The organism is Cellulomonas sp. C5510, assembly GCF_019797765.1.
Classification (GTDB): domain Bacteria; phylum Actinomycetota; class Actinomycetes; order Actinomycetales; family Cellulomonadaceae; genus Cellulomonas.
Genome location: NZ_CP081862.1, coordinates 343,987 through 363,659, shown reverse-complemented (window position 1 = coordinate 363,659; position 19,673 = coordinate 343,987). Strand labels below are relative to the sequence as shown.

Below are 19,673 nucleotides of genomic sequence, written 5' to 3'. Positions count from 1 at the left end.
ACCGGGTTCGACGGGCTCGACGGACGCCTCCAGCGTCCCCGCGGCCGGTGGTACCTCCCGCGCCGCTGAGTGGTCCCCACCGCGTCCGGCCCCGGCGCCACTGCGCGACGAGGAGCCGAATGGGGTGGTCGCCGGGCCGACCTGAGTGGCCGCTACTCAGTAGTGTGCAGCGTGACGGCGCCCCGACGGCGTCAGACCGGCAGCGGCTCGCCGCCCGGGCCGTCGCCCGCCGGGGCGTCGTGCGGCACGCTCTCGTCCTGCCACCGCGTCGCGTACCAGCCGCTCGGCCCGCCGGTCTCGAGCGTCACGACGCCGGTGTTGTCGAGCACCTGCACCACGGCCGACCGGGTGTGGAGGTTGGCGGCCCGCGTGATCGACCACAGCCGGATCACCGCGCCGTGGCTGACCGCCGCGACCGTGCCCGCCCCGGTCGCGAGCATCTCCTCGACGACCGCGTCGAACCGCTCGAGCGTGTCGCGCCCCGTCTCCCCGCCGGGCATCCGGGCGTCGAGGTCGCCGCCCGCCCACGCGAGCATCGTGCCGAGGTACCGCTCCACCGCGTCGGCGTCCGTCCGCATCTCCAGGTCACCGGCGAGCACCTCCCGCAGCCCCTCCCGGACGGTCACGCCCAGGCCGTGGGGGCGGGCGACCTCCGCCGCCGTCGCCCGGGCCCGGTCCAGGTGCGAGGCGTAGACGGCGTCGAGCCGCTCCGTCGCGAGCACCTGCCCGACGGCGCGGGCCTGCCGCTCGCCCTCCGGGGTGAGCGCCGCGCCGGGCGCTCCGGTGTCGAGCGCGTGCCGCAGGTTCGACCCGGTCTGACCGTGGCGGACGAGGTGCAGCCGCATCACGCCTCGCAGTTCTCGGCCAGGTAGCTGCCGATGCGGTCGGACGCGTCCGCGAGGCCGTCGGTGTCCGCCGAGCCGGAGAACTCCGTGAGGGCCTGGTCCAGGGCTGCCTGGTCGGTGGTGTCGACGGACTGCAGCGCGTCGTCCAGCTGCGCGAACGCCGTCGCGAACGTCTCCCAGTCGTCGGCGATCTCCGACGGCGGGTCGATGGACTCGAAGCCCTCGCGCTGCTGCGCGATGGCGTCGGCGAACGCCTGCGGGTCGTCGCCGAGCGCGCCCGAGGCGTCGATGCCGGCGAGGGCGTCCTCCGCCTCCGAGCAGAACCGCTCCGCGTCGTCGCCGCCCGAGCAGGCGGCCACGGACAGCGGGAGCAGCACGAGCAGAGCGGCGGTGCGGGGCAGGCGGGGGCCGGTGCGGCGGGTCCGGGTCATGCCGACAGCCTGCCCGACGGGCGCCAGCCGGTCGAGGCGGGAGAGCACGACCGTCGCGTCCGCCGCCTCCTCACGACGCCGGCAGCCCGACCTCCCGCTCCAGGCGCGCCTCCTCGTCCACCCGGGCTGCCCGGAGCCGCGACGCGATGACGGCGCCGAACGCGACGCACGCCGCCAGCACCGCGATGGTGAGCCGGAGCACGGGGTTCGCGTCGTCCCCGACCGACACCGCGACCACCGCCGGGGCGACCAGCAGCGCGACGAGGTTCATCACCTTGATCAGCGGGTTGATCGCCGGCCCCGCCGTGTCCTTGAACGGGTCGCCGACGGTGTCGCCGATGACGACGGCGGCGTGCGCCGCGGAGCCCTTGCCGCCGTAGCGGCCGTCCTCGACGAGCTTCTTCGCGTTGTCCCAGGTGCCGCCCGAGTTCGCGAGGAAGACCGCCATGAGCACGCCGGAGCCGATCGCGCCCGCGAGGAACCCCGCGAGCGGCCCGATGCCGAGCCCGAACCCGACCGCGACCGGGGCGGACGCCGCGAGGAGGCCGGGTGTCGCGAGCTCGCGCAGGGAGTCCCGGGTGCAGATGTCGACGACCTTGCCGTACTCGGGGCGCTCGTCGCCCGTCATGATCCCGGGGTGCTCGCGGAACTGGCGGCGCACCTCGAGCACGATGGCGCCGGCCGCCCGGGTCACCGCGTCGATGGCCAGGCCGGAGAACAGGAAGACCGTCGCTCCGCCCAGGATGACGCCGACCAGCGTCACGGGGCTGATCACCTGGTAGTCCGTCATCGCCAGGACGATGTCGCCCGGCACCTCCGTCAGCCGCAGGTCCGCGACCGCCACCGCCACCGCGTCGGCGTACGAGCCGAACAGCGCGGTCGCCGCGAGCACGGCCGTCGCGATCGCGATGCCCTTGGTCACGGCCTTCGTGGTGTTCCCCACGGCGTCGAGGTCCGTGAGGATCTGCGCGCCCTCCTCCGTGACGTCCCCGGACATCTCCGCGATGCCCTGGGCGTTGTCGCTCACCGGCCCGAACGTGTCCATCGCGACGATCACGCCGACCGTCGTCAGCAGCCCGCAGCCGGCGAGCGCGACCAGGAACAGCGCGAGCGCGATGGACCCCCCGGCCATCAGGAACACCCCGCAGATCGCCGCGGCGATGATGCCCGCGGTGTACACCGCCGACTCGAAGCCCACCCCGATGCCCGACAGCACGACCGTCGCCGCGCCCGTCTGGGACGTCCGCGCCACGTGGATGGTCGGCTTGGACGTCGTCCCCGTGAAGTAGCCGGTCACCCACAGGATCAGGCCCGCCAGCACGACGCCGACCGCCACCGCGCCGGCCGCGACCAGCCGCGGGTCGCCGCCGTGGTCACCGAGGCCGGCGGTGCCCCCGAGCGCCGCGAACGACGACGGCAGGTACGCGAACGCCGCCACCGCGGCGAGCACCGCCCCGGCGACCGCCGCGACGGCGAACCCGCGGTTGATGGCCGTCAGCCCGCTCTCGTCGCCGCGTACCCGGGTCACGAGCACGCCCAGCGCCGCGACCAGCGCCCCGATCGCGGTGACGATCAGCGGGAACACCAGGCCCTCCTCGCCGAACGCCGCCCGGCCGAGGATCAGCGCCGCGACCAGCGTCACCGCGTACGACTCGAACAGGTCCGCCGCCATGCCCGCGCAGTCCCCGACGTTGTCGCCCACGTTGTCCGCGATCGTCGCGGCGTTGCGCGGGTCGTCCTCGGGGATGCCCTGCTCGACCTTGCCGACGAGGTCGGCGCCCACGTCCGCCGCCTTGGTGAAGATGCCGCCGCCGACCCGCATGAACATCGCGAGCAGCGCGGCGCCGAACCCGAAGCCCTCGAGCACCGCCGGCGCGTCGCCGCGGTACAGCAGCACCACGACCGCCGCGCCGAGCAGGCCCAGGCCCACCACCGACATGCCGACGACGCCGCCGGTGCGCAGTGCGATCCGGGCGCCCTCCGCGCGACCCCCGGGCAGCGACGCCGCAGCGGCGACGCGCACGTTGGCGCGCGTCGCCAACCACATGCCCAGGTAGCCGATCGAGGCCGAGAAACCCGCGCCGACCAGGAAGAACACCGACCGGCCGATCTTCACCCCCGCGTCACCCGGCAGCAGGAACAGCAGCGCGAACACCACCACCGCGAACAGCACCAGCGTCCGGAGCTGCCGCGACAGGTACGCCGCCGCGCCCTCCTGCACCGCCGCCGCGATGGACCGCATGGCCGCGGACCCCTCGTCCGCCGCGAGCACCTGACGTCGGAGCACCACCGCCACGACCAGCGCCGCGACCGCGACAGCGGCGATGACGGAGACCACCACGAGACTCGCCGGACCGAGATCGACCATGCATCCTCCTCGGACACGGGCACGGCCTCGCCCGGCCGCCCCCGACCTCACGCCGCCCCGTTGCCGCGTGGAGGACGCCACTGTAGCCACGAAACTCCGACGCGCGTCCGGAGGAGCGGGTACAACCTCCAGCGGGTCCCGGTCGTCGAGGCTGCGAACAACCGGCACGAGCCCGGAGGGGGCGCAGTGGCACACGAGGACGAGGTGGTCGAGGCGCTCGTCCGCGACCGCGGGCGGGCGCTGGTCGGCTACGCCTACCTCCTGACGGGATCCGTGAAGGACGCCGAGGACCTGGTCCAGGACGCGCTGGTGAAGACGGTCCTGCGCGCCCGCTCCGGCCTGGACATCGCGTCGGCGGAGGCGTACGTCCGCCGCGCGGTCCTCACGACGTTCGTCGACGGCCACCGCCGCCTGCGCCGGTGGCGCGACGCCGTCCCGCGGCTCGGCCACGACTCCCTGCTGCCCGTCCCGGACACGGCGGACCGGGTGACGGCCCAGCTCGACGTGCGGGCCGCTCTCGCCACGCTCCCGCGCCGGGAACGGGCGTGCGTGGTGCTGCGCTACTACGACGACCTGCCGCTCGCGGACATCGCCGACGTCCTCGGCGTCAGCACCGGCGCGGTGAAGCGCTACCTGTCGACCGGGACCCGACGGCTCGAGGACGTCCTCGGGCCCGTGCACGGCCACGCCGGGCGCGACACGGAGAGGAGCTCGCTGTGAACCTGGACCTCGGCCGTGCCCTGGAGGAGATCGCCGACGAGGCGGGCGCCCTCGCCGACCTCGGACCGGCCTCGGGTCTGGTGCAGCGCCGGCGGCGTCGTCGAGTCGTGCGCCGGACCGTCGGCGGGACGCTCGCCATCGCCGTCGTCGGGGGTCTCGCGCTCGCGGGGTCCGCGATCGGGTGGGTGGCGCCCGACCCGCAGCCCGCCGTCACGGGCCCGGCACCGACGCCGTCGGCGTCGGCGTCGGCGTCCGGCACGCTGCCCGGCTGCGGGGACACGTTGCCGCGGCTCCGCGGCGCCCTCACCGTGACCGCACCGCCGGAGGTCACCCGAGGCGGTGCGGTGCCGGTCGTCGTGACCGACACCGGCGGAGTCGCCGACGACGCGGACCCGGTGCGGGTCGTGCTCGTCGACGACGGCCGCGTGGTCGCCTTCGCCGACGTCGCGACCCCCGACTGGGAGGACACCTCGACCACGCCGGAGCTGCGGGTCGACGCCGCCCCGGAGCCGTGCGGCGAGCTCCCGGACGAGCTCACGCTGACCGCGGTGGTCCTCACGCAGGAGGGGCCGGTCGTGGCGGACGCGGTCCCCCTCACCCTCACCGCCCCGGAGGAGGGGCCCGACCCCGGCGGCACCGACCAGGGCCAGGGCACGGCACCGGCGGACGGCGCCGACGGCGCGGGTGGCGGACGGCCGCTCGCCGATCCCGACGTGCCCCGCTGGGACGGCGTCACCAGCATCGTCTCCGACATCCCGGTGTCCGGCGACGACCTCGCGGACGGGGACTACCTGGCGGACGTCGTCGCCGTGGACCCGCAGGCGCGGACGATCACCGCCGACATCGTGGTGTTCTACGGCGGCGACGCCGCCGACGAGTGGCTCCGGGTCAACGAGCCGGAGGCCGCCGCCGAGCTCGGCGGGAGGGCCGTCAGCGGGTACATCGTGGTGAACGACGTGACACGCCTGCGGACCCTGGCCCTCGCTCCGGACGCCCCGATCACCGGATTCTGCGTCGACAGCGAGGGGCTCCGGCAGCCCCGCCGGACGCTCGAGGACCTGACGACGCCCGAGCCCAGCGGCGGCTGCCACTCCTCCAGCGTGGTCGAGGGGTCTCCGGGCATGACGATGCGCTACTTCTGGCTCGACGTCCGGGACGGCGTTGTCGCCCAGCTCGTCGGGCAGTACGTCCCGTGAGCCGTGCCGTCCGCGGGGCGGTGCCGGTGCGTCAGTCCGACGCGGGTGCGTCCGCGAGCGCCTCGGCCACGGTCTCGCGGATCGTGAACACCTGCGTCAGGGCCGTGATGCGGAAGACCTTGAGCAGCCGCTCCGAGTCGATGACCAGCTGCAGGCGGCCGTCGAGCCCGCGCACCCGCTTGAGCACGCCCACGAGCAGGCCGAGCCCGGTGGAGTCCATGAACCGCACCCCGGTGAGGTTCACGACGAGGTCGGTGTGCCCCGCGTCCACGAGGGACGTCAGCCGTTCCCGCAACGCAGGAGCGGTGTACACGTCGATCTCACCCGTGACGTCGACGACCGTGCGGCCGTCGACGGTCCTGCTGGCCACGCTCACGTCCACTAGGACTCCCCTCGGCTGTCGTCGCCATTCAAACAGACGCCGCTCACCGGGCGGGGCGTCCCTCCGCAGGCGTGTCCGGGGCCGTCACCGACCCGTCCCGCCCGGGACCGGGGCGAACCGGACGGCGTCGCCGGGACGGAGCTGCGCCGCGACGTCGCGGGACGGGGCGTCGAGCACCGCGAGCACCGGGTAGCCGCCGGTCACCGGGTGGTCGGGCCCGAACACGACCGGCAACCCGTCGGGCGGCACCTGCACCGCGCCCGCCACGAGCCCCTCGGACGGGAGCTCGCCGCGGTCCAGGCGCGGCAGTGCCGGACCAGCGAGCCGCACGGCGACCCGGTCGCTCGCCGGGGCCACCGTCCACGCCGCCGCCACCAGGGCGTCGAGCGCGCCCGCCGGGAACCAGTCGGCCCGCGGCCCGGCCAGCACGCGGAGCACGGCGGGCGACGACGCCGACGGCCACGCGCGTGGCGGGTCCGGCCACGGCTGCGCGGCGGCCCCGACCGCGGAGCCCACCGCCAGCACGTCGCCCGGCCGCAGCGGTGCGGGCCCGATGCCGGCCAGCCGGTCCGCCGCGCGGGAGCCCAGCACCGGCGCGACGTCGACACCCCCGCGCACCGCGACCGTGAGCCGCAGACCGTGCGTGGCCGACCCCGTGCGCAGCACCGCGCCCGCCGGGACGCGCGTCGCGGTGTGCGGGGCGACCGGCACACCGTCGAGCGTCGCCGGCACCTCCGCGCCCGCGAGCGCGACCACGCCGCCGGCCGGGAACGCGAGCTCGAGGCCGCCCAGCAGCACCTCCAGCACCGCCGCGTCCGCGCGGTTGCCGACCAGGCGGTTCGCGAGCCGCCTGGCCCCGGCGTCCGCGGCGCCCGAGCGGCCGACGCCCACCGCCGCGAGGCCCTGGCGGCCGGCGTCCTCGACGAGGGCGAGCGGGCCGGTGGCGAGGACCTCGACGGCGGCCGGGGCGGGTGGGCGGGGGGTGGCGGGGGTGGGGGATGCGGCGGGGGTGGTGGGCGACGCGTCGTCGACGGGCGAGGCGGCCGGGGGCCGGACGGGGGCGACGTTCCCGCCGGCGCGGGGGGCGACGACGCGGCCCGGGGTGGCGGCGGCGTCGTCGGGCGGGGCGGCGTCGGAGGGGACGAACCGCACGCGCGTGCCCGGTCGCAGCAGCGCGGGCGGGTCGCGGTCCACGTCGAAGAGCGGCACGTCGCAGGTGCCGAGCAGCCGCCAGCCGCCCGGGGTGGCCGCCGGGTAGACGGCCGCGTACTCGCCGGCGACGGCCACCGCACCGGCCGGGACCCGCTCGCGCGGGGTCGCGCGGCGCGGGACGTGCAGGGCGGGATCGAGGCCCGTGAGGTACGCGAAGCCGGGCATGAAGCCGCCGAACGCCACGGTGTACGTCGACGCGGCGTGCCGGCGCACGACCTCCTCGGGGGCCAGGCCGGTCAGCCGCGCGACCTCGGCGAGGTCGGGACCGTCGTACCGCACCGGCAGCTCCACCTCCTCCGCGGGCTGCCGGCCAGCCGGCCCGGGTCCCCCGGTCGCCCGCGACGCGGCCCGCGCAGCCTCCGCCACGGCGTCGACCGCCGCGTCCGCCGCGGACGACGACCCGAACCGGACCAGCACCGTCCGCGCTGCGGGGACCACGTCCACCACCCCCGCGGGCGGCGCGGACCGCAACGCGTCGTCGAGCGCCCGGACCTGACCGGCGCCCGCCAGGTCGACGAGCAGCGCGTCCGGCCCGTACCGCGTGACGCGGACGGCTCCCTCGCCGGGTACCGCTGCTGCCCCGGGCACCGCGCCGCCGCCGGCGCGCGCCGGGTCCCCCGCCGGGCTCGGCGTCCCGGTCACCACGTCCTCCGCCGCGGGAGCGCGGACCCGTCCCGGCCCCGACGCCTGCCGTGCCTCACGGCGCAACCGGCCGCAGCTCGACCCCCGCCGCCTCCAGGGCCGCGCGCACCGCCCGCGCGACCGCGACCGCGCCCGGGGTGTCCGAGTGCACGCACAGCGACGCGGCCGTGACCTCGACGTCCCCGCCGTCGACGCTCGCGACCCGTCGCTCCCGGACCATCCGCACCGCCCGGGCGGCGGCCTCCTGCGGGTCGGTCACCAGCGCCCCCGGCCGCCCGCGCGGCACGAGCGTCCCGTCCGCCCGGTAGCCGCGGTCGACGAAGGCCTCCTCGACCGTCCGCAGCCCCAGCTCGCGCGCCCGCACCAGCACCGCCGACCCGGGCAGCCCCACGACGGCCAGCCCCGGGTCGACCTGCGCCACCGCCGCCGCGACCGCGAGCGCCTGCACGTCGTCGCCGACGACGCGGTTGTACAGCGCACCGTGCGGCTTCACGTACCCGACCCGCGCACCGACGGTCCGGGCGACGGCCTGCAGGGCACCGACCTGGTACGCGACCTCCTGCAGCAGGACGTCCGGCGGGACGTCGAGCGGCCGTCGGCCGAAGCCCACGAGGTCGCGGTAGCCCACGTGCGCGCCGACCGCGACGCCCCGCGACGCCGCCGTCGAGCAGCGCGCGGCCATGATGGCCGGGTCGCCGGCGTGGAACCCGCACGCGACGTTCGCGCTCGTGACGACCTCGAGGAGCAGGTCGTCCGTCCCCGGCTCGCCGAGCGTCCAGACCCCGAGCCCTTCGCCCAGGTCGCAGTTGAGGTCGATGTGCACGGACCCATCCTGCCGCGCGGCCCACCCGGGCGACCCGGCATCCCGGTCGCCCGGCCCCAGCGCGTGGACGCGTCCGGGCGGTGGAAGGGCGAGGATGGAGGCGTGACGGACACCGGCGGGCTGCTCGACGTGCTGCTCGCCGGAGGCCGGCGGACGGACCGTCTCACGCACGTCCGCCACCTGCCCGCGCGCGAGGGCCGCACCGCCGCGTGGCCGGACTGGGCCGACCCGGACCTGGTGGCCGGCTACCGGGCGCTCGGCGTGGCCCGGCCGTGGGTGCACCAGGCGGAGGCGGCCGAGGCGGCCTGGTCCGGGCGGCACACCGTGCTGTCCACGTCCACCGGGTCGGGCAAGTCGCTCGCGTTCTGGCTGCCGTCGCTGTCCGCCGTCCGCGCCCAGGCGGCCGCCCGCAGCCTCGACCCGGGGCGCATCGAGTCCGTCACCCGCCGCGGCTCCGTGCTGTACCTCTGCCCGACGAAGGCCCTCGCGGCCGACCAGCGGCACGCGCTCGACCGGCTGCTGGACGCGGCGCGCCTGCGGGACGTGCGGGTGTCGACCTGTGACGGCGACACCGCCCTCGAGGAGCGCCGCTGGGTCCAGGACCACGCGGACGTCGTGCTCAGCAACCCGGACTTCCTGCACTTCGCCCTGCTGCCCCAGCACCGGCGGTGGGCCCGGCTGCTCGGGTCGCTGCGGTACGTCGTGCTCGACGAGTGCCACGCCTTCCGCGGGGTGTTCGGGGCCCACGTCGCGGCCGTCCTGCGGCGCCTGCGTCGGGTCGCGGCGGTCTACGGGGCCGAGCCGGTCTTCCTGCTCGCGTCCGCCACGACTGCCGAACCTGCCGCGAGCGCCGGGCGGCTCATCGGCGTGCCCGCCGAGGAGGTCGTGTCCGTCGCGGACGACGCCTCCCCCGCGGGGCGCAAGACCGTCGCCCTGTGGCAGCCCGCCGAGGTGCCGCCGGCCGAGGGGCCGTGGAGCGGGCTCCTGCCCGAGGACGACCCGTGGGCGCTGCCCCTCGACGAGCCGCCCGTCGACGTCGACCGGGACGGAGGCGGGGCCGCCGGTGACGTGCGCGCGGGAGTGCCCGGACCCCCGCGGCCCGGCGGCGTCGAGGACCGGGCCGGCGCGAGCAGCACCCCGGACCACGACGACGGGGACGCCGGCGGCGGTCCTCGCACCGGCGCGCGGGCGGCGGACCGGGCGGTGCGCGGCGGGGACGCGCGCGGCACCGCCCCGGCCCCTGGTCCGGACGCCGGCTCGGTCGGGCCCGCGCCGGAGGGCTCGGGACCCCTCGGCACCGGGGAGGACCTCGTCGCGGAGGACCCCGAGCGGCCGCGCCGCTCCGCCACCGCGGAGGTCGCCGACCTGCTCGCCGACCTCACCGCCGCCGGAGCCCGCACGCTCGCGTTCACCCGGTCGCGACGGGCCGCCGAGTCCGTCGCAGCGGTCACGCGCGAGCACCTCCGGGACGTCGACCCCGGCCTCGCGGGGGCCGTCGCGGCGTACCGCGGGGGCTACCTGCCCGAGGAGCGTCGGGAGCTGGAGGAGGCGATCCGGACCGGTCGGCTGCGCGCTCTCGCGACGACGAACGCCCTGGAGCTCGGCGTCGACATCTCCGGTCTGGACGCGGTCGTCATCGCGGGGTGGCCGGGCACGCGCGTGTCCCTGTGGCAGCAGGCCGGGCGTGCCGGGCGTGCGGGCGCCGACGGGCTGGTCGTCCTGGTGGCCCGCGAGGACCCGCTCGACACGTTCCTCGTGCACCACCCCGAGGCGGCGCTGGACGCCCCCGTCGAGGCCACGGTGTTCGACCCGGCGAACCCCTACGTGCTCGCGCCCCACCTGTGTGCTGCGGCGGCGGAGACGCCGATCCGGGCGGAGGAGCTCGACCTGTTCGGACCGGCGACCCGCGAGCTGCTCGACGTGCTGGTGGCCCGCGGGGCGCTGCGCCGCCGACCGTCCGGCTGGTACTGGACGCACGCCGAGCAGGCGTCCCGCCTGACCGACCTGCGGGGCACCGGCGGTGACCCCGTCCGCGTCGTCGAGTCGGTGACCGGCCGGCTGCTCGGGACGGTCGACGCGGCGGCGGCGGACTCGACGGTCCACGAGGGAGCCGTGTACGTCCACCAGGGCGCGACCTACGTCGTCGCGGAGCTGCACCTCGACGACGGCGTGGCCCTCGTCGACCGACGGGACGTCGACTTCGGGACGTGGGCCCGGTGGGTCACGAGCACCGAGATCCGGTCGACCACCGCGGAGCGGCGTTGGGGGCCGGTGACGTGGGGTCTCGGCGCGGTCGACGTCACCACCCAGGTGCTGGGCTTCCAGCGCAAGCGGATCCCCGGCATGGAGGTGCTGGGCTCGGAGACGCTGGACCTGCCCGCCCGGACGCTGCCGACCACCGCCGTGTGGTGGACGGCGCCGGTCGAGGTCCTCGAGCAGGCCGGCATCACCGTCGAGACGGCGCCCGGTGCCCTGCACGCCGCCGAGCACGCGTCGATCGGCCTGCTCCCGCTGCTCGCCACCTGCGACCGCTGGGACCTCGGTGGGGTGTCGACCGCCCTGCACGCCGACACGGAGCAGGCCACGGTGTTCGTCCACGACGCGTACCCCGGGGGCGCCGGGTTCGCGGAGCGCGGCTACGCCCTGGGCGCGACGTGGCTGCGCGCGACGCGCGAGGCGATCGCCACGTGCCCGTGCCGCAGCGGCTGCCCGGCGTGCGTGCAGTCCCCGAAGTGCGGGAACGGCAACAACCCGCTGGAGAAGGCCGCGGCCGTCCGACTGCTCGACGCCGTGCTGGCGCACGCGCCGGCGGACTGACCGCGGCCGGCCCCGTCAGCGGTCACGCACCGGCTGGCACACCTCGGTGACCCACCGGGAGGGATCGGGCTCCTGCCCCGGCCCGACCCGGTAGATGTCGAACATCGGCCCCGCGAGCTCGAGGTCGTGCTCCGCGATCCAGTCCCCGAGCGCGGTCGTGACCGCGGTGACCTGGTCGTAGGGGCCGTGAACGTCGCCGCGACCACGTCGCGCGCGGGCAGGTCCACGCAGCGGACGCCGTCCGCGCCGGTGAAGGGCGCCGCGACCTCCACCCAGATCTCGACGTCGACGTCGTGCTCCTGGAAGCCCTCGTCGTGGAACGTGGCGCCCACGGCTCCGTCCGGGGCGGGGACGGCGCCGGACGCGCCGAGGGCGGGCATGAGGCGCTCCCAGAGCCGGCCCTCGTCGGCGTAGGTGGGGATCACGTCCCGCAGGGCCGCGACCGTGGCGGCGGGGACGGTGGTGCGTCGGACGTCGATGGACATGGCGCTCTCCTTCAGGGTGGCGAGGAGGTGGTCGACCCGGGTGATCCGCCGGCGGACGTCCTCGGCGTCCGCCAGCAGCCGGTCCCGGTGCTCGCCGAGCACCTGCCGCACGACGTCGGGCTGGTCGTGCACCGGCAGGAGCCGGGCGATCTGCGCGACCGGGAGCCCCGCGTCCCGGAGCGCGCAGATGCGTGCCGCGGTGCGCAGCTGGTCCGGTGCGTACCGGCGGTACCCGGTGAACGGGTCGACGGAGGCCGGGACGAGCAGGCCGTGGTCGTCGTAGTGCCGGAGCATCCGCACGCTGATGCGCGCCAGCCGGGAGAACTCCCCGATGCTGAACAGCCGGGGCTCGGGTCGGGTCATGTCCACGACTCCACACCCTGACACCGTGGCAGGGTCCAGGGCCGCGTGTCCGCCGGGTCCGCGACGAGGGTCCCGTCCGGGTCCGGACCGGTCCGGCACCGCCCGGTGAGGGCCCGTCAGGTCGCGGCCCGCGGTCCGGCGCGCGCCGCGGCGGAGGCCACGCCCCAGACCCCGGGCACGCTGGCTGCGACCTCGACCACCGCCCCGGGGAGCTCACGGCACCGGTCGAGGCCGGCCCCGTTCCGCGTGGCCACCTCGCGCGCGAGCCCGCACGCATCACCGGCCACCAGGGCACGCTGCGCGCCCGCGAGCGCGGCGAGATCGGCCGCGGCCTGCGCACGTCCGCGCGCCGCGTGCGCGGACGCCAGCAGACCGAGCAGGGTCGCGAGCGCCACCGTGACGGCCACGAGGGCGAGGACGAGCACCGACGCCGACCCGCGCTCGCGAGCAGGCCCACGGGCAGGCGGGCGGCCCGCGCACCGAGCGCCCCGCGGCTCCCCGCGCCGGCCACCGAGGAGCACCGCCGCGCCGACCACGGGGGGCGCCGTTCCCCGGACCGTCGCGCCCGGGCCCATCACGGCTCGGCCCTCGAGGTCGCGGTCCCTCGTACCGTCATCCCCCCGACGAGCGGCAGCGACGGTCCGACCCCCGACTCGACGACCACCTCGACCCACCCGCCGTCGCGCCGGACGGCGACCGCGGCGCCCGACCCCGCGACGCGTCGGGCCACGACCGCGACCTCCCCGTCCGGCTCGCCGAGCGCCGCGGCCCGTGCGCCCGCGCGGGCGGCGTCGGCGCACCGGAGGTGCGTGGCGGCCGTGGACGTCACGGCGACCACTCCGCCGAGCAGCAGCACCACGACGGGCAGCAGGACCGCGAACTCCGCCGTGACGGACCCGCGGTCGGCAAGGGCCCGCCTCGCCGGGCCCCCGGGGACGGACACGTCGGGGACAGGCGGGCCGCCGGGGACGCCCCGGCCACCGGGGACGCGCCGGCCACCGGGATGCCCCGACGGGCCGGCCGCGCCCGCGACCACCCACCGCCGGCACGTCCTCGTCACGAGCCGGAGCCGGAGCCGGAGCCGGAGCACGGTCACACCGACAGCGCGTCGCGCACGAGCGAGAGCAGCGCCTCCCGCACCTCGGCGCTGCTGAGGATGAGCACCAGCAGACCGGCGAACCCCACCGCGGCGATCATCACGACCGCGTACTCGGCCGTGGCCATCCCGGCGTCGACGGGGCGACCGTCCGGCCGCAGCCGAGCGAGGACCCGTGCCGTGCGGCCCGGCCCCTGGTCCTCCGGTCGACGGTCCCCCGGTCGACGGTCCCCCGGTCGACGCCGTCCCCACCGTCGCCCGTGCACGGCGCCCCGTTCCGGACCGTCCGTCACGCCTGCCGGGTCCACCGCCCCCGACCCGGAACCCCCGCCGTCCTGCACCATGTCGCACCTCCCGTCCTCCCCGCCGGCCCGGTGCCCGCGGGGGTGCTCACGACTCTGGTCCGCGCTCCCGCGTCCCCGCCCGCCCCTCGCGCCCGCCCTGGGGACCGCCGGATCCCCCGCCACCTGTGGAGGACTCACGCCCCGCCCGCGGCGGCCGACGACGGGACGCCGTCGCCGCCTCAACCGAGCAGCCGTGACAGGAAGGACGCCAGCACCGGGACCAGCCCCAGGAGCACGAAGGCCGGGAGGAAGCACAGCCCGAGCGGCAGCACGAGCCGCACCCCGAGACGTCCCGCCGCCTCGTGCGCCGCCCGCGCGCGTCGACGGCGCAGCTCGTCCGCGGCCGTCCGCAGCGCCGGTCCGGGGGCGGTCCCGCCGGCCCACGCCGCGCCGAGCCCGTCCAGTGCCGCCCCGAGGACCGGGGCGTGCGCCCAGGCCGTCGACCACGCCGCACCCAGGAGGATGGCCGCACCGGCACGCGCGAGGTCGTCCCCGCGCCGGCCGCCGAGCGCCGCCCCCACGGAGCGGAGCGCGTGCGGGACGCTGGCACCGGCCCCGACGGCGACCGCGACGAGGTCCACCGTCGTCGCGAGGTCCACCTCGACCTCGACGGTCACCGGGTCGCTCGCGCGGGCCGCGGAGACGCGCCGTGCGCCCGGTCGTGCCAGCAGCCACGCCGCCGTGACCAGTGAGGCGAGCAGGACCTCGGTCACCGCGCTCCCTCGGCACCGGTGCCGGGCTCCCGCGCAGCCGCGACGGTCCGGGCCACCCACGCCCGCCCCACGAGCGTGAGGAGCACCCCCGCCCCGGCCGCGAGCGAGCCGGCACCACCGTCGAGCAGCACGGCGTGCGGTCGGGCGCCGAGCAGGACCCCGGTCAGCAGGCCGAGCGCCGGGAGCCACGTCAGCAGCCGGGCGGTGTGCTGCGGTCCGGCGAGCGCCCCCCGGACCTCGGTCTCGGCGTCCGCGTCCGCCTGCATCGACCGGGCGCACTCCTCGAGGACCCCCGCGAGCGGCGCGCCGAGCTCGCCCGCGAGCCGGGTGGCGGCCCGGAGCGCGTGGACCCGGCGCAGGAGCTCCCGGCGCCGCGCCGCCGGGAGCGGACGTCCTCGCGGCAGCCGCGCACTGCCCGGGCGGGTCGTTCCCGGCGGGCCGGGCCCTCGCGGCGGGGTGATGGCCCGGACGCCGCCCGCCCCCGGTGCCCCGACAGCGGCCAGGAGGTCCCACTGCGCCGGGACCCCGTCCGACGCGACGGGGACGTGCGCGCCCACGCGCCACGCGTCGGCCGGGGAGCGCCCGGCACGCAGCTCCGCGGCGACCGCGACGACCGTCGCGGCCAGCACCTCCGACGGGTCGCGGTCACCGGTCCCGCGCACCCGCCACCGCGCCGAACGTCGGTCCGGCCGCCGGGGGACCGCCCCCGCACGAGGCCGCAGACGGCGGCGCGTCCGCCCCGCCGGGGTCGTCGCGAGGAGCACCGCGAGGACCACCAGGACGACGGGCACCGCGGCCCGCGTCATCACGACGGCCCCCGGCGCGCACGCAGGGCGTCCTCGGGACGGGCGTGCACCGGAGGGGGCGTCGGCGGCTCCGCCCCGCCCGGCCCCGGCGACCACCACCGGGCGGCCACGCGCGCCGCGAGCGCCTCCCACCCGGGGCCGGTGCGGACGGTCCCGTCCGGGTCGACGAGGACCGCGGTCCGCACCACCAACCCCTCGGAGCCCTCCCGCTCGACGACCCCGACCTCCGCGACCCGGCGCCGGCCCGCGTCGCGGCGCAGGTGCACCACGGCGTGGAAGGCGCTGACGGCCTGGGCGGCGAGGGCGGCGCGCCCCAGCCCGGCGGACGCACCGAGCGCCTCGAGCCGGGCGGGCACGTCCGCCGCCGTGTTGGCGTGCACGGTGGTGCAGCCACCGTCGTGCCCGGTGTTGAGGGCGCTGAGCACCTCGCGGATCTCGGCGCCCCGGCACTCCCCCAGCACCACACGGTCCGGTCGCATGCGCAGCGACTCACGGACGAGGTCGGCGAGGTCGACGCCTCCGGCGTGCTCGACGTTCGGACGGCGGGCGAGCAGACGGACCACGTGCGGGTGGCGCGGTGCGAGCTCGCCGGCCTCCTCGACGCACACGATCCGCTCGCCGTGGTCCGCCAGCGAGAGCAGGGTCGACAGCAGCGTCGTCTTGCCGGTTCCCGTCGCGCCCGACACGAGCAGGTTGGCGCGCACCCGCACCAGGCGGTGCAGCAGCTCGCCCACCGGTGCGGCCACCGTCCCGGACGCGACCAGCTCCGGGAGGCTGAACGCCCGGTGCCGCACGGTGCGCAGGGACAGCAGCGTGCAGCCGTCCGCGACCGGGGGCAGCACCGCGTGGAGCCGTGTCCCGTCGGCCAGCCGCGCGTCGACGGCGGGGCGCGCGTCGTCGAGGCGCTGCCCGCCCGCCGCGGCGAGTCGCACGGCGAGCTCCCGCACCCGGCCGGGGTCGCCCAGCGAGACCGGGACGCGCACCAGACGCCCCCGGCGCTCGACCCAGACCTGCTCCGGTCCGTTGACGAGCACGTCGGTCACGTCGGGGTCGTCGAGCAGCGGCTGCAGGGCGCCGGCCCCGAGGATCTCGGCGCGCACCACGGGTCCCAGCTCCGCGAGCGCGGCGCTGCCGAGGACGCGCCCGCAGTCCCGCAGCGCGGAGTCCACCGCGGCGGGATCCACCGGGTCGCCGGTCTCGGCGAGCCGTCGCCGGACGGCGGCCACCAGGCCGGTCAGGTCGACGGCTGCGGGCGCCGCTCGTCCGGTCACGGGAGCCGCGCCGCGATCCGGGCGACGGCCCGTGCCGCGGACCGGGTGAGCGCCGGCCCCGCACCGTGGTCGACCGCCGCGGCCAGCCTCCTGACCTGCGGCAGCGTCCCGACCAGCGGCAGCCCGACGGCCTCGGCGAGCTCGGTGGTGCCGAGACCTCCCGGGGCCCGGCCGCACGCGACGATCCCGCTGCGCGGGACGCGGTCCCGGAGCACCAGGTGCAGGAGACGGGCCCCGGCGACGCCGGGCACGTCGCGGGGGACGGCGAGCAGCACGCGGTCGCACGCGTCGAGGGCACCGGCCGGCTCGCCGCCCGGTCCCGCCCCGAGGAGCGCCGACCGGTCGAGGTCGAGCACCACCGAGGGGAACGCGCGCGTGAGGGCGTCGAGGACGTCGGGCAGCACACCGGGCGCCGGCGGGCCGGGGCGCGCGTCGTCCGTGGCCAGCACGGCGCACCGGCCCCACCGGACCAGGCCCCCGGCGAGCGGTACCGGGTCGACGGCCCCGCGGGCACCGGCGAGGTCCGACCACCGCAGCCCGGGGGCGGCCTCGAGGCCAAGCACCGTGTCGACCGACGGCCCCGGGCCGGCCTGGACCAGGACGGCCGGTGCACGGCGGGCCAGGTGCCGCGCGAGGGTCGCGGCGAGCACGGTGGCCCCGGCACCGCCCCGGGCCCCGATCACGCCGACCACACCGGCCCCGGTCCGCCCGTCCGGGAGCGGCCCGGCGCGGCCGCCCGGCACCGCCTCGCCCTGCCTGCGCCACGGCGCCCCGCCGCGCCCGCCGGGCGGCGCCTCGCGTGGCCCGCGCTCCTGCACGACCGTCACCTGCCACCTCCTCCGGGCCAGGGTGCCTCCGGGGTGGCGCAGCCCGGCGGCGTCGGACCGGCATGCTGGGGACGACGCAGCGCTCGCGAACCTGTGGAGGACCCGGCGCCTGGTTAGGCTCGGGCGAGGAGGCCCACCGGATGAGCGAGAACCACGCCGCACCGGCACCCGATGCCCCCGCGCCGGGCGGCGTCCCGTCGGGCGACACGCCGCCGGCGGACGGGCACCCCGACCGCACGACGGAGGACGCCGCCACCCCGGGCCTGCGTCCCGCCGCGTTCTTCGACCTCGACAAGACGATCATCGCGACGTCCGCGGCCACCGCGTTCGCCCGGCCCTTCCTGGCCGGTGGGCTGCTCAGCCGCGGCGCGATGCTCCGGTCCGCCGGCGCGCAGATCGCGTTCCTGCTGGGCAGCGCCACGGAGGGCCGCACGGAGAAGGTCCGCGCGCAGCTGTCGGCGATGGTGACCGGCTGGGACGTGGACCAGGTGTCCGCGATCGTGGCCGCGTCCGTGCACGACGCGATCGACCCGGTGCTCTACGCCGAGGCACTGGAGCTGATCGAGCAGCACCACGCGGCGGGCCACGACGTCGTGGTCGTGTCGGCCTCGAGCCAGGAGCTGGTGCGGCCCGTCGCCGCGCTCGTGGGGGCCGACGAGGTCATCGCCAGCCGGATGGGCGTGCGCGACGGGCGGTACACCGGCGAGATCGCCTTCTACGCCTACGGGGCGGCGAAGGCCGACGCGATGCGCGACCTGGCGGCCCGCCGTGGGTACGACCTCGCGCGGTCGTCCGCCTACACGGACTCGGCGACCGATGCGCCGATGCTCGCGGCCGTGGGTCACGGCTACGTGGTGAACCCCGACCGGGCCCTGCGACGGCTCGCCGCCGCCGAGGGGTGGACGCCACTGCGCTTCCGGCGGCACGCGCCGGTGCGGGTCCGCCGCCGGCCGGTCGCGCTGCGCCAGCTCACGGGTGCCGCGGGCCCTCGGGCGGAGCTCGCGGGCCTCCTGCTGGCCGGCGCCCTCGTCGTCGCCGTCCTGGCGGGGCGGTGCCTCCTCCGGCGCGCCCGACGTCCGGCTCCCGGACCCTGATCTCGCCATGCGGGCGGCACGCACGTCCGACCTGGGACTTCGCCGCGAGGGCTTCCCCCGGCGCGCACCGTGCGGTGTGATAGCACCACAACTGAACGACCCGAGGGAACCCACGCGCGATCCGTCCACGCATAGGACGCGTCGAACGGGCTGGACCCGCCTCGACTGACACCCTGCACGCCTGATACCCCTCGCGGTCGCTCGTTCGGCAACGGCGTCCTCCGGGGCGCCGTTGTCCGGTCCGGCCCCGGTCGAGCACGTGGGCACCCGCGCCATCCGGCGTCACGGGAGGACTACCCTCCTGGGGTGACCGACCAGGACGACCAGCGCCCACCGGGCCGTCCCCGGTCGCCCGACCTCGAGCAGCGCGCACTCGCTGCCGTGCTCGACGTGTTCGCGGAGAAGGGCTGGACCGGGCTGTCGATCGCCGAGGTCGCGGCGCGGGCACGCGTGGGCAAGTCCTCGCTCTACCTCCGGTGGCCGAACAAGACCGCTCTGCTCGCTGACGCGCTCCGTCAGGTGCAGGACACCCCGCACGCCTCGGGCGCCGACGGCCCGGCCGCCGCCGGCCCGGCCGGCGCGCCCGGCACGCAGCCGGCGACGACGCCCACCGCGACCACGCCGACGCCGGCAGCCGGCCCGGCCGCCCCCGACGCCGGGCCCCTCGCGCACCCCCCGGCGGGCCACGCCGCCCCCGCGCCCGGCGCGACCCCCGACCCGGCTACCGCCGCGGCACCCGACGACCGGGCCGCCACGTCCCCCGCGACGACGTCCCCCGGTGCCGCCGCGCCCGACGCCGTCCCGGGCTCCCTGCGCGACTACCTCGTCGCCCACGCCCAGCGCCGCGCGGACCTGTACCTCGGCAAGGACGGCCTGGCGATGCTGCGCCTCTACGTCGAGGCGCGCGCGTTCCCGGTGCCGCTCGCGGAGGTGCGTCACGAGGCGATCACCCGGTTCGTGCTGAGCGAGCGGCAGCGCGTCGAGCAGGCCATCGAGGACGGCGAGCTGCCCGCGGGCACCTCCGTGGTGCACCTGCTGGACGCCATCGAGGGGTCCGTGCTCATGCACGTGCTGGTCACGCCGCCGCACCTCATCGACAGGGTCCGGTCGACGCTGCCCGCGTACCTGGAGCGCATGGTGGACCTGCAGCTCGCAGCAGCGGGCGCGGGCCCTGGACCAGGACCCGCGCCCGCTGCGTGATCGACGGGTGCCGCCCGCCGGGGCGGCACCCCTGCCGC

The 19,673-nt window shown here is 77.7% G+C and carries 18 protein-coding genes and 1 pseudogene; 5 read left to right on the top strand and 14 right to left on the bottom strand.

From position 1 onward, the window contains the following. Positions 1–191: 191 nt before the first annotated feature. The 3 genes from K5O09_RS01625 to K5O09_RS01615 form a co-directional block, all read right to left on the bottom strand. Positions 192–845, bottom strand: coding sequence for a histidine phosphatase family protein (locus K5O09_RS01625; RefSeq protein WP_255596276.1), 654 nt, complete (start codon positions 843–845; stop codon positions 192–194). Next, complete coding sequence (locus tag K5O09_RS01620; protein ID WP_222171155.1) at positions 845–1,276, bottom strand: hypothetical protein; 432 nt, start codon at positions 1,274–1,276, stop codon at positions 845–847. Before K5O09_RS01620 ends, K5O09_RS01625 begins: the two co-directional genes overlap by 1 nt. Before the next feature lie 70 nt (positions 1,277–1,346). Continuing rightward, on the bottom strand, positions 1,347–3,644 hold the full coding sequence (locus tag K5O09_RS01615; protein WP_222171154.1) for a sodium-translocating pyrophosphatase: 2,298 nt from the start codon (positions 3,642–3,644) through the stop codon (positions 1,347–1,349). A gap of 186 nt (positions 3,645–3,830) precedes the next feature. On the opposite strand from K5O09_RS01615, the gene K5O09_RS01610 reads away from it, so the two are divergent. Both K5O09_RS01610 and K5O09_RS01605 read left to right on the top strand, forming a co-directional pair. Next, a complete protein-coding gene (locus tag K5O09_RS01610) occupies positions 3,831–4,364 on the top strand; it encodes a sigma-70 family RNA polymerase sigma factor (protein WP_222171153.1) in 534 nt (177 codons plus the stop codon). After that, the gene (locus tag K5O09_RS01605; protein WP_222171152.1) at positions 4,361–5,560 is read left to right on the top strand and encodes a hypothetical protein; all 1,200 of its coding nucleotides are present in this window, start codon (positions 4,361–4,363) and stop codon (positions 5,558–5,560) included. Before K5O09_RS01610 ends, K5O09_RS01605 begins: the two co-directional genes overlap by 4 nt. A 31-nt stretch (positions 5,561–5,591) precedes the next feature. Here the strand turns inward: K5O09_RS01605 and K5O09_RS01600 are convergent, their stop codons facing one another. The 3 genes from K5O09_RS01600 to K5O09_RS01590 form a co-directional block, all read right to left on the bottom strand. Then, a complete protein-coding gene (locus K5O09_RS01600; RefSeq protein WP_222171151.1) occupies positions 5,592–5,942 on the bottom strand; it encodes an STAS domain-containing protein in 351 nt (116 codons plus the stop codon). A gap of 84 nt (positions 5,943–6,026) precedes the next feature. Beyond that, the gene (locus K5O09_RS01595; RefSeq protein ID WP_255595978.1) at positions 6,027–7,796 is read right to left on the bottom strand and encodes an urea amidolyase family protein; all 1,770 of its coding nucleotides are present in this window, start codon (positions 7,794–7,796) and stop codon (positions 6,027–6,029) included. A 55-nt stretch (positions 7,797–7,851) separates the two neighbouring features. Further along, entirely contained in the window at positions 7,852–8,619 is a 768-nt protein-coding gene (locus tag K5O09_RS01590; protein WP_222171150.1) for a LamB/YcsF family protein, read from the bottom strand. 102 nt (positions 8,620–8,721) lie between these two features. Here K5O09_RS01590 and K5O09_RS01585 point away from each other — a divergent pair, with 102 nt between their 5' ends. After that, on the top strand, positions 8,722–11,436 hold the full coding sequence (locus K5O09_RS01585) for a DEAD/DEAH box helicase (protein WP_222171149.1): 2,715 nt from the start codon (positions 8,722–8,724) through the stop codon (positions 11,434–11,436). 632 nt (positions 11,437–12,068) lie between these two features. Here K5O09_RS01585 and K5O09_RS01580 read toward each other — a convergent pair. The 8 genes and pseudogenes from K5O09_RS01580 to K5O09_RS19030 form a co-directional block, all read right to left on the bottom strand. Continuing rightward, positions 12,069–12,284, bottom strand: a pseudogene (locus tag K5O09_RS01580) (MerR family DNA-binding transcriptional regulator); the annotation flags it as partial. Positions 12,285–12,400: 116 nt separating this feature from the next. After that, positions 12,401–12,859 (bottom strand): Rv3654c family TadE-like protein, encoded by a 459-nt coding sequence (locus K5O09_RS01575; RefSeq protein ID WP_222172514.1) that lies wholly within the window; start codon positions 12,857–12,859, stop codon positions 12,401–12,403. Further along, positions 12,859–13,227 carry a TadE family type IV pilus minor pilin gene (locus tag K5O09_RS01570; RefSeq protein WP_222171148.1) on the bottom strand — a complete coding sequence of 123 codons (369 nt, stop codon included), beginning with the start codon at positions 13,225–13,227 and terminating at the stop codon, positions 12,859–12,861. Before K5O09_RS01570 ends, K5O09_RS01575 begins: the two co-directional genes overlap by 1 nt. Before the next feature lie 149 nt (positions 13,228–13,376). Beyond that, positions 13,377–13,508, bottom strand: coding sequence for a DUF4244 domain-containing protein (locus tag K5O09_RS19495; protein WP_222171147.1), 132 nt, complete (start codon positions 13,506–13,508; stop codon positions 13,377–13,379). 395 nt (positions 13,509–13,903) lie between these two features. Then, on the bottom strand, positions 13,904–14,437 hold the full coding sequence (locus K5O09_RS01560) for a type II secretion system F family protein (protein ID WP_222171146.1): 534 nt from the start codon (positions 14,435–14,437) through the stop codon (positions 13,904–13,906). Beyond that, on the bottom strand, positions 14,434–15,099 hold the full coding sequence (locus K5O09_RS01555) for a hypothetical protein (protein ID WP_255595975.1): 666 nt from the start codon (positions 15,097–15,099) through the stop codon (positions 14,434–14,436). The genes K5O09_RS01560 and K5O09_RS01555 overlap by 4 nt, the downstream gene beginning before the upstream one ends. A 143-nt stretch (positions 15,100–15,242) precedes the next feature. After that, positions 15,243–16,514: a TadA family conjugal transfer-associated ATPase gene (locus tag K5O09_RS19035; RefSeq protein WP_255595974.1), complete on the bottom strand. Its 1,272-nt coding sequence runs from the start codon at positions 16,512–16,514 to the stop codon at positions 15,243–15,245. Continuing rightward, entirely contained in the window at positions 16,511–17,341 is an 831-nt protein-coding gene (locus tag K5O09_RS19030; RefSeq protein WP_255595973.1) for a pilus assembly protein FlpE, read from the bottom strand. Before K5O09_RS19030 ends, K5O09_RS19035 begins: the two co-directional genes overlap by 4 nt. Positions 17,342–17,481: 140 nt before the next feature. Here K5O09_RS19030 and K5O09_RS01545 point away from each other — a divergent pair, with 140 nt between their 5' ends. Together K5O09_RS01545 and K5O09_RS01540 are read left to right on the top strand one after the other, a co-directional pair. Further along, positions 17,482–18,435 (top strand): HAD family phosphatase, encoded by a 954-nt coding sequence (locus tag K5O09_RS01545; protein WP_255595972.1) that lies wholly within the window; start codon positions 17,482–17,484, stop codon positions 18,433–18,435. Between the two features lie 306 nt (positions 18,436–18,741). Next, positions 18,742–19,635 (top strand): TetR/AcrR family transcriptional regulator, encoded by an 894-nt coding sequence (locus K5O09_RS01540; RefSeq protein WP_222171144.1) that lies wholly within the window; start codon positions 18,742–18,744, stop codon positions 19,633–19,635. The last annotated feature ends 38 nt before the right edge of the window (positions 19,636–19,673 follow it).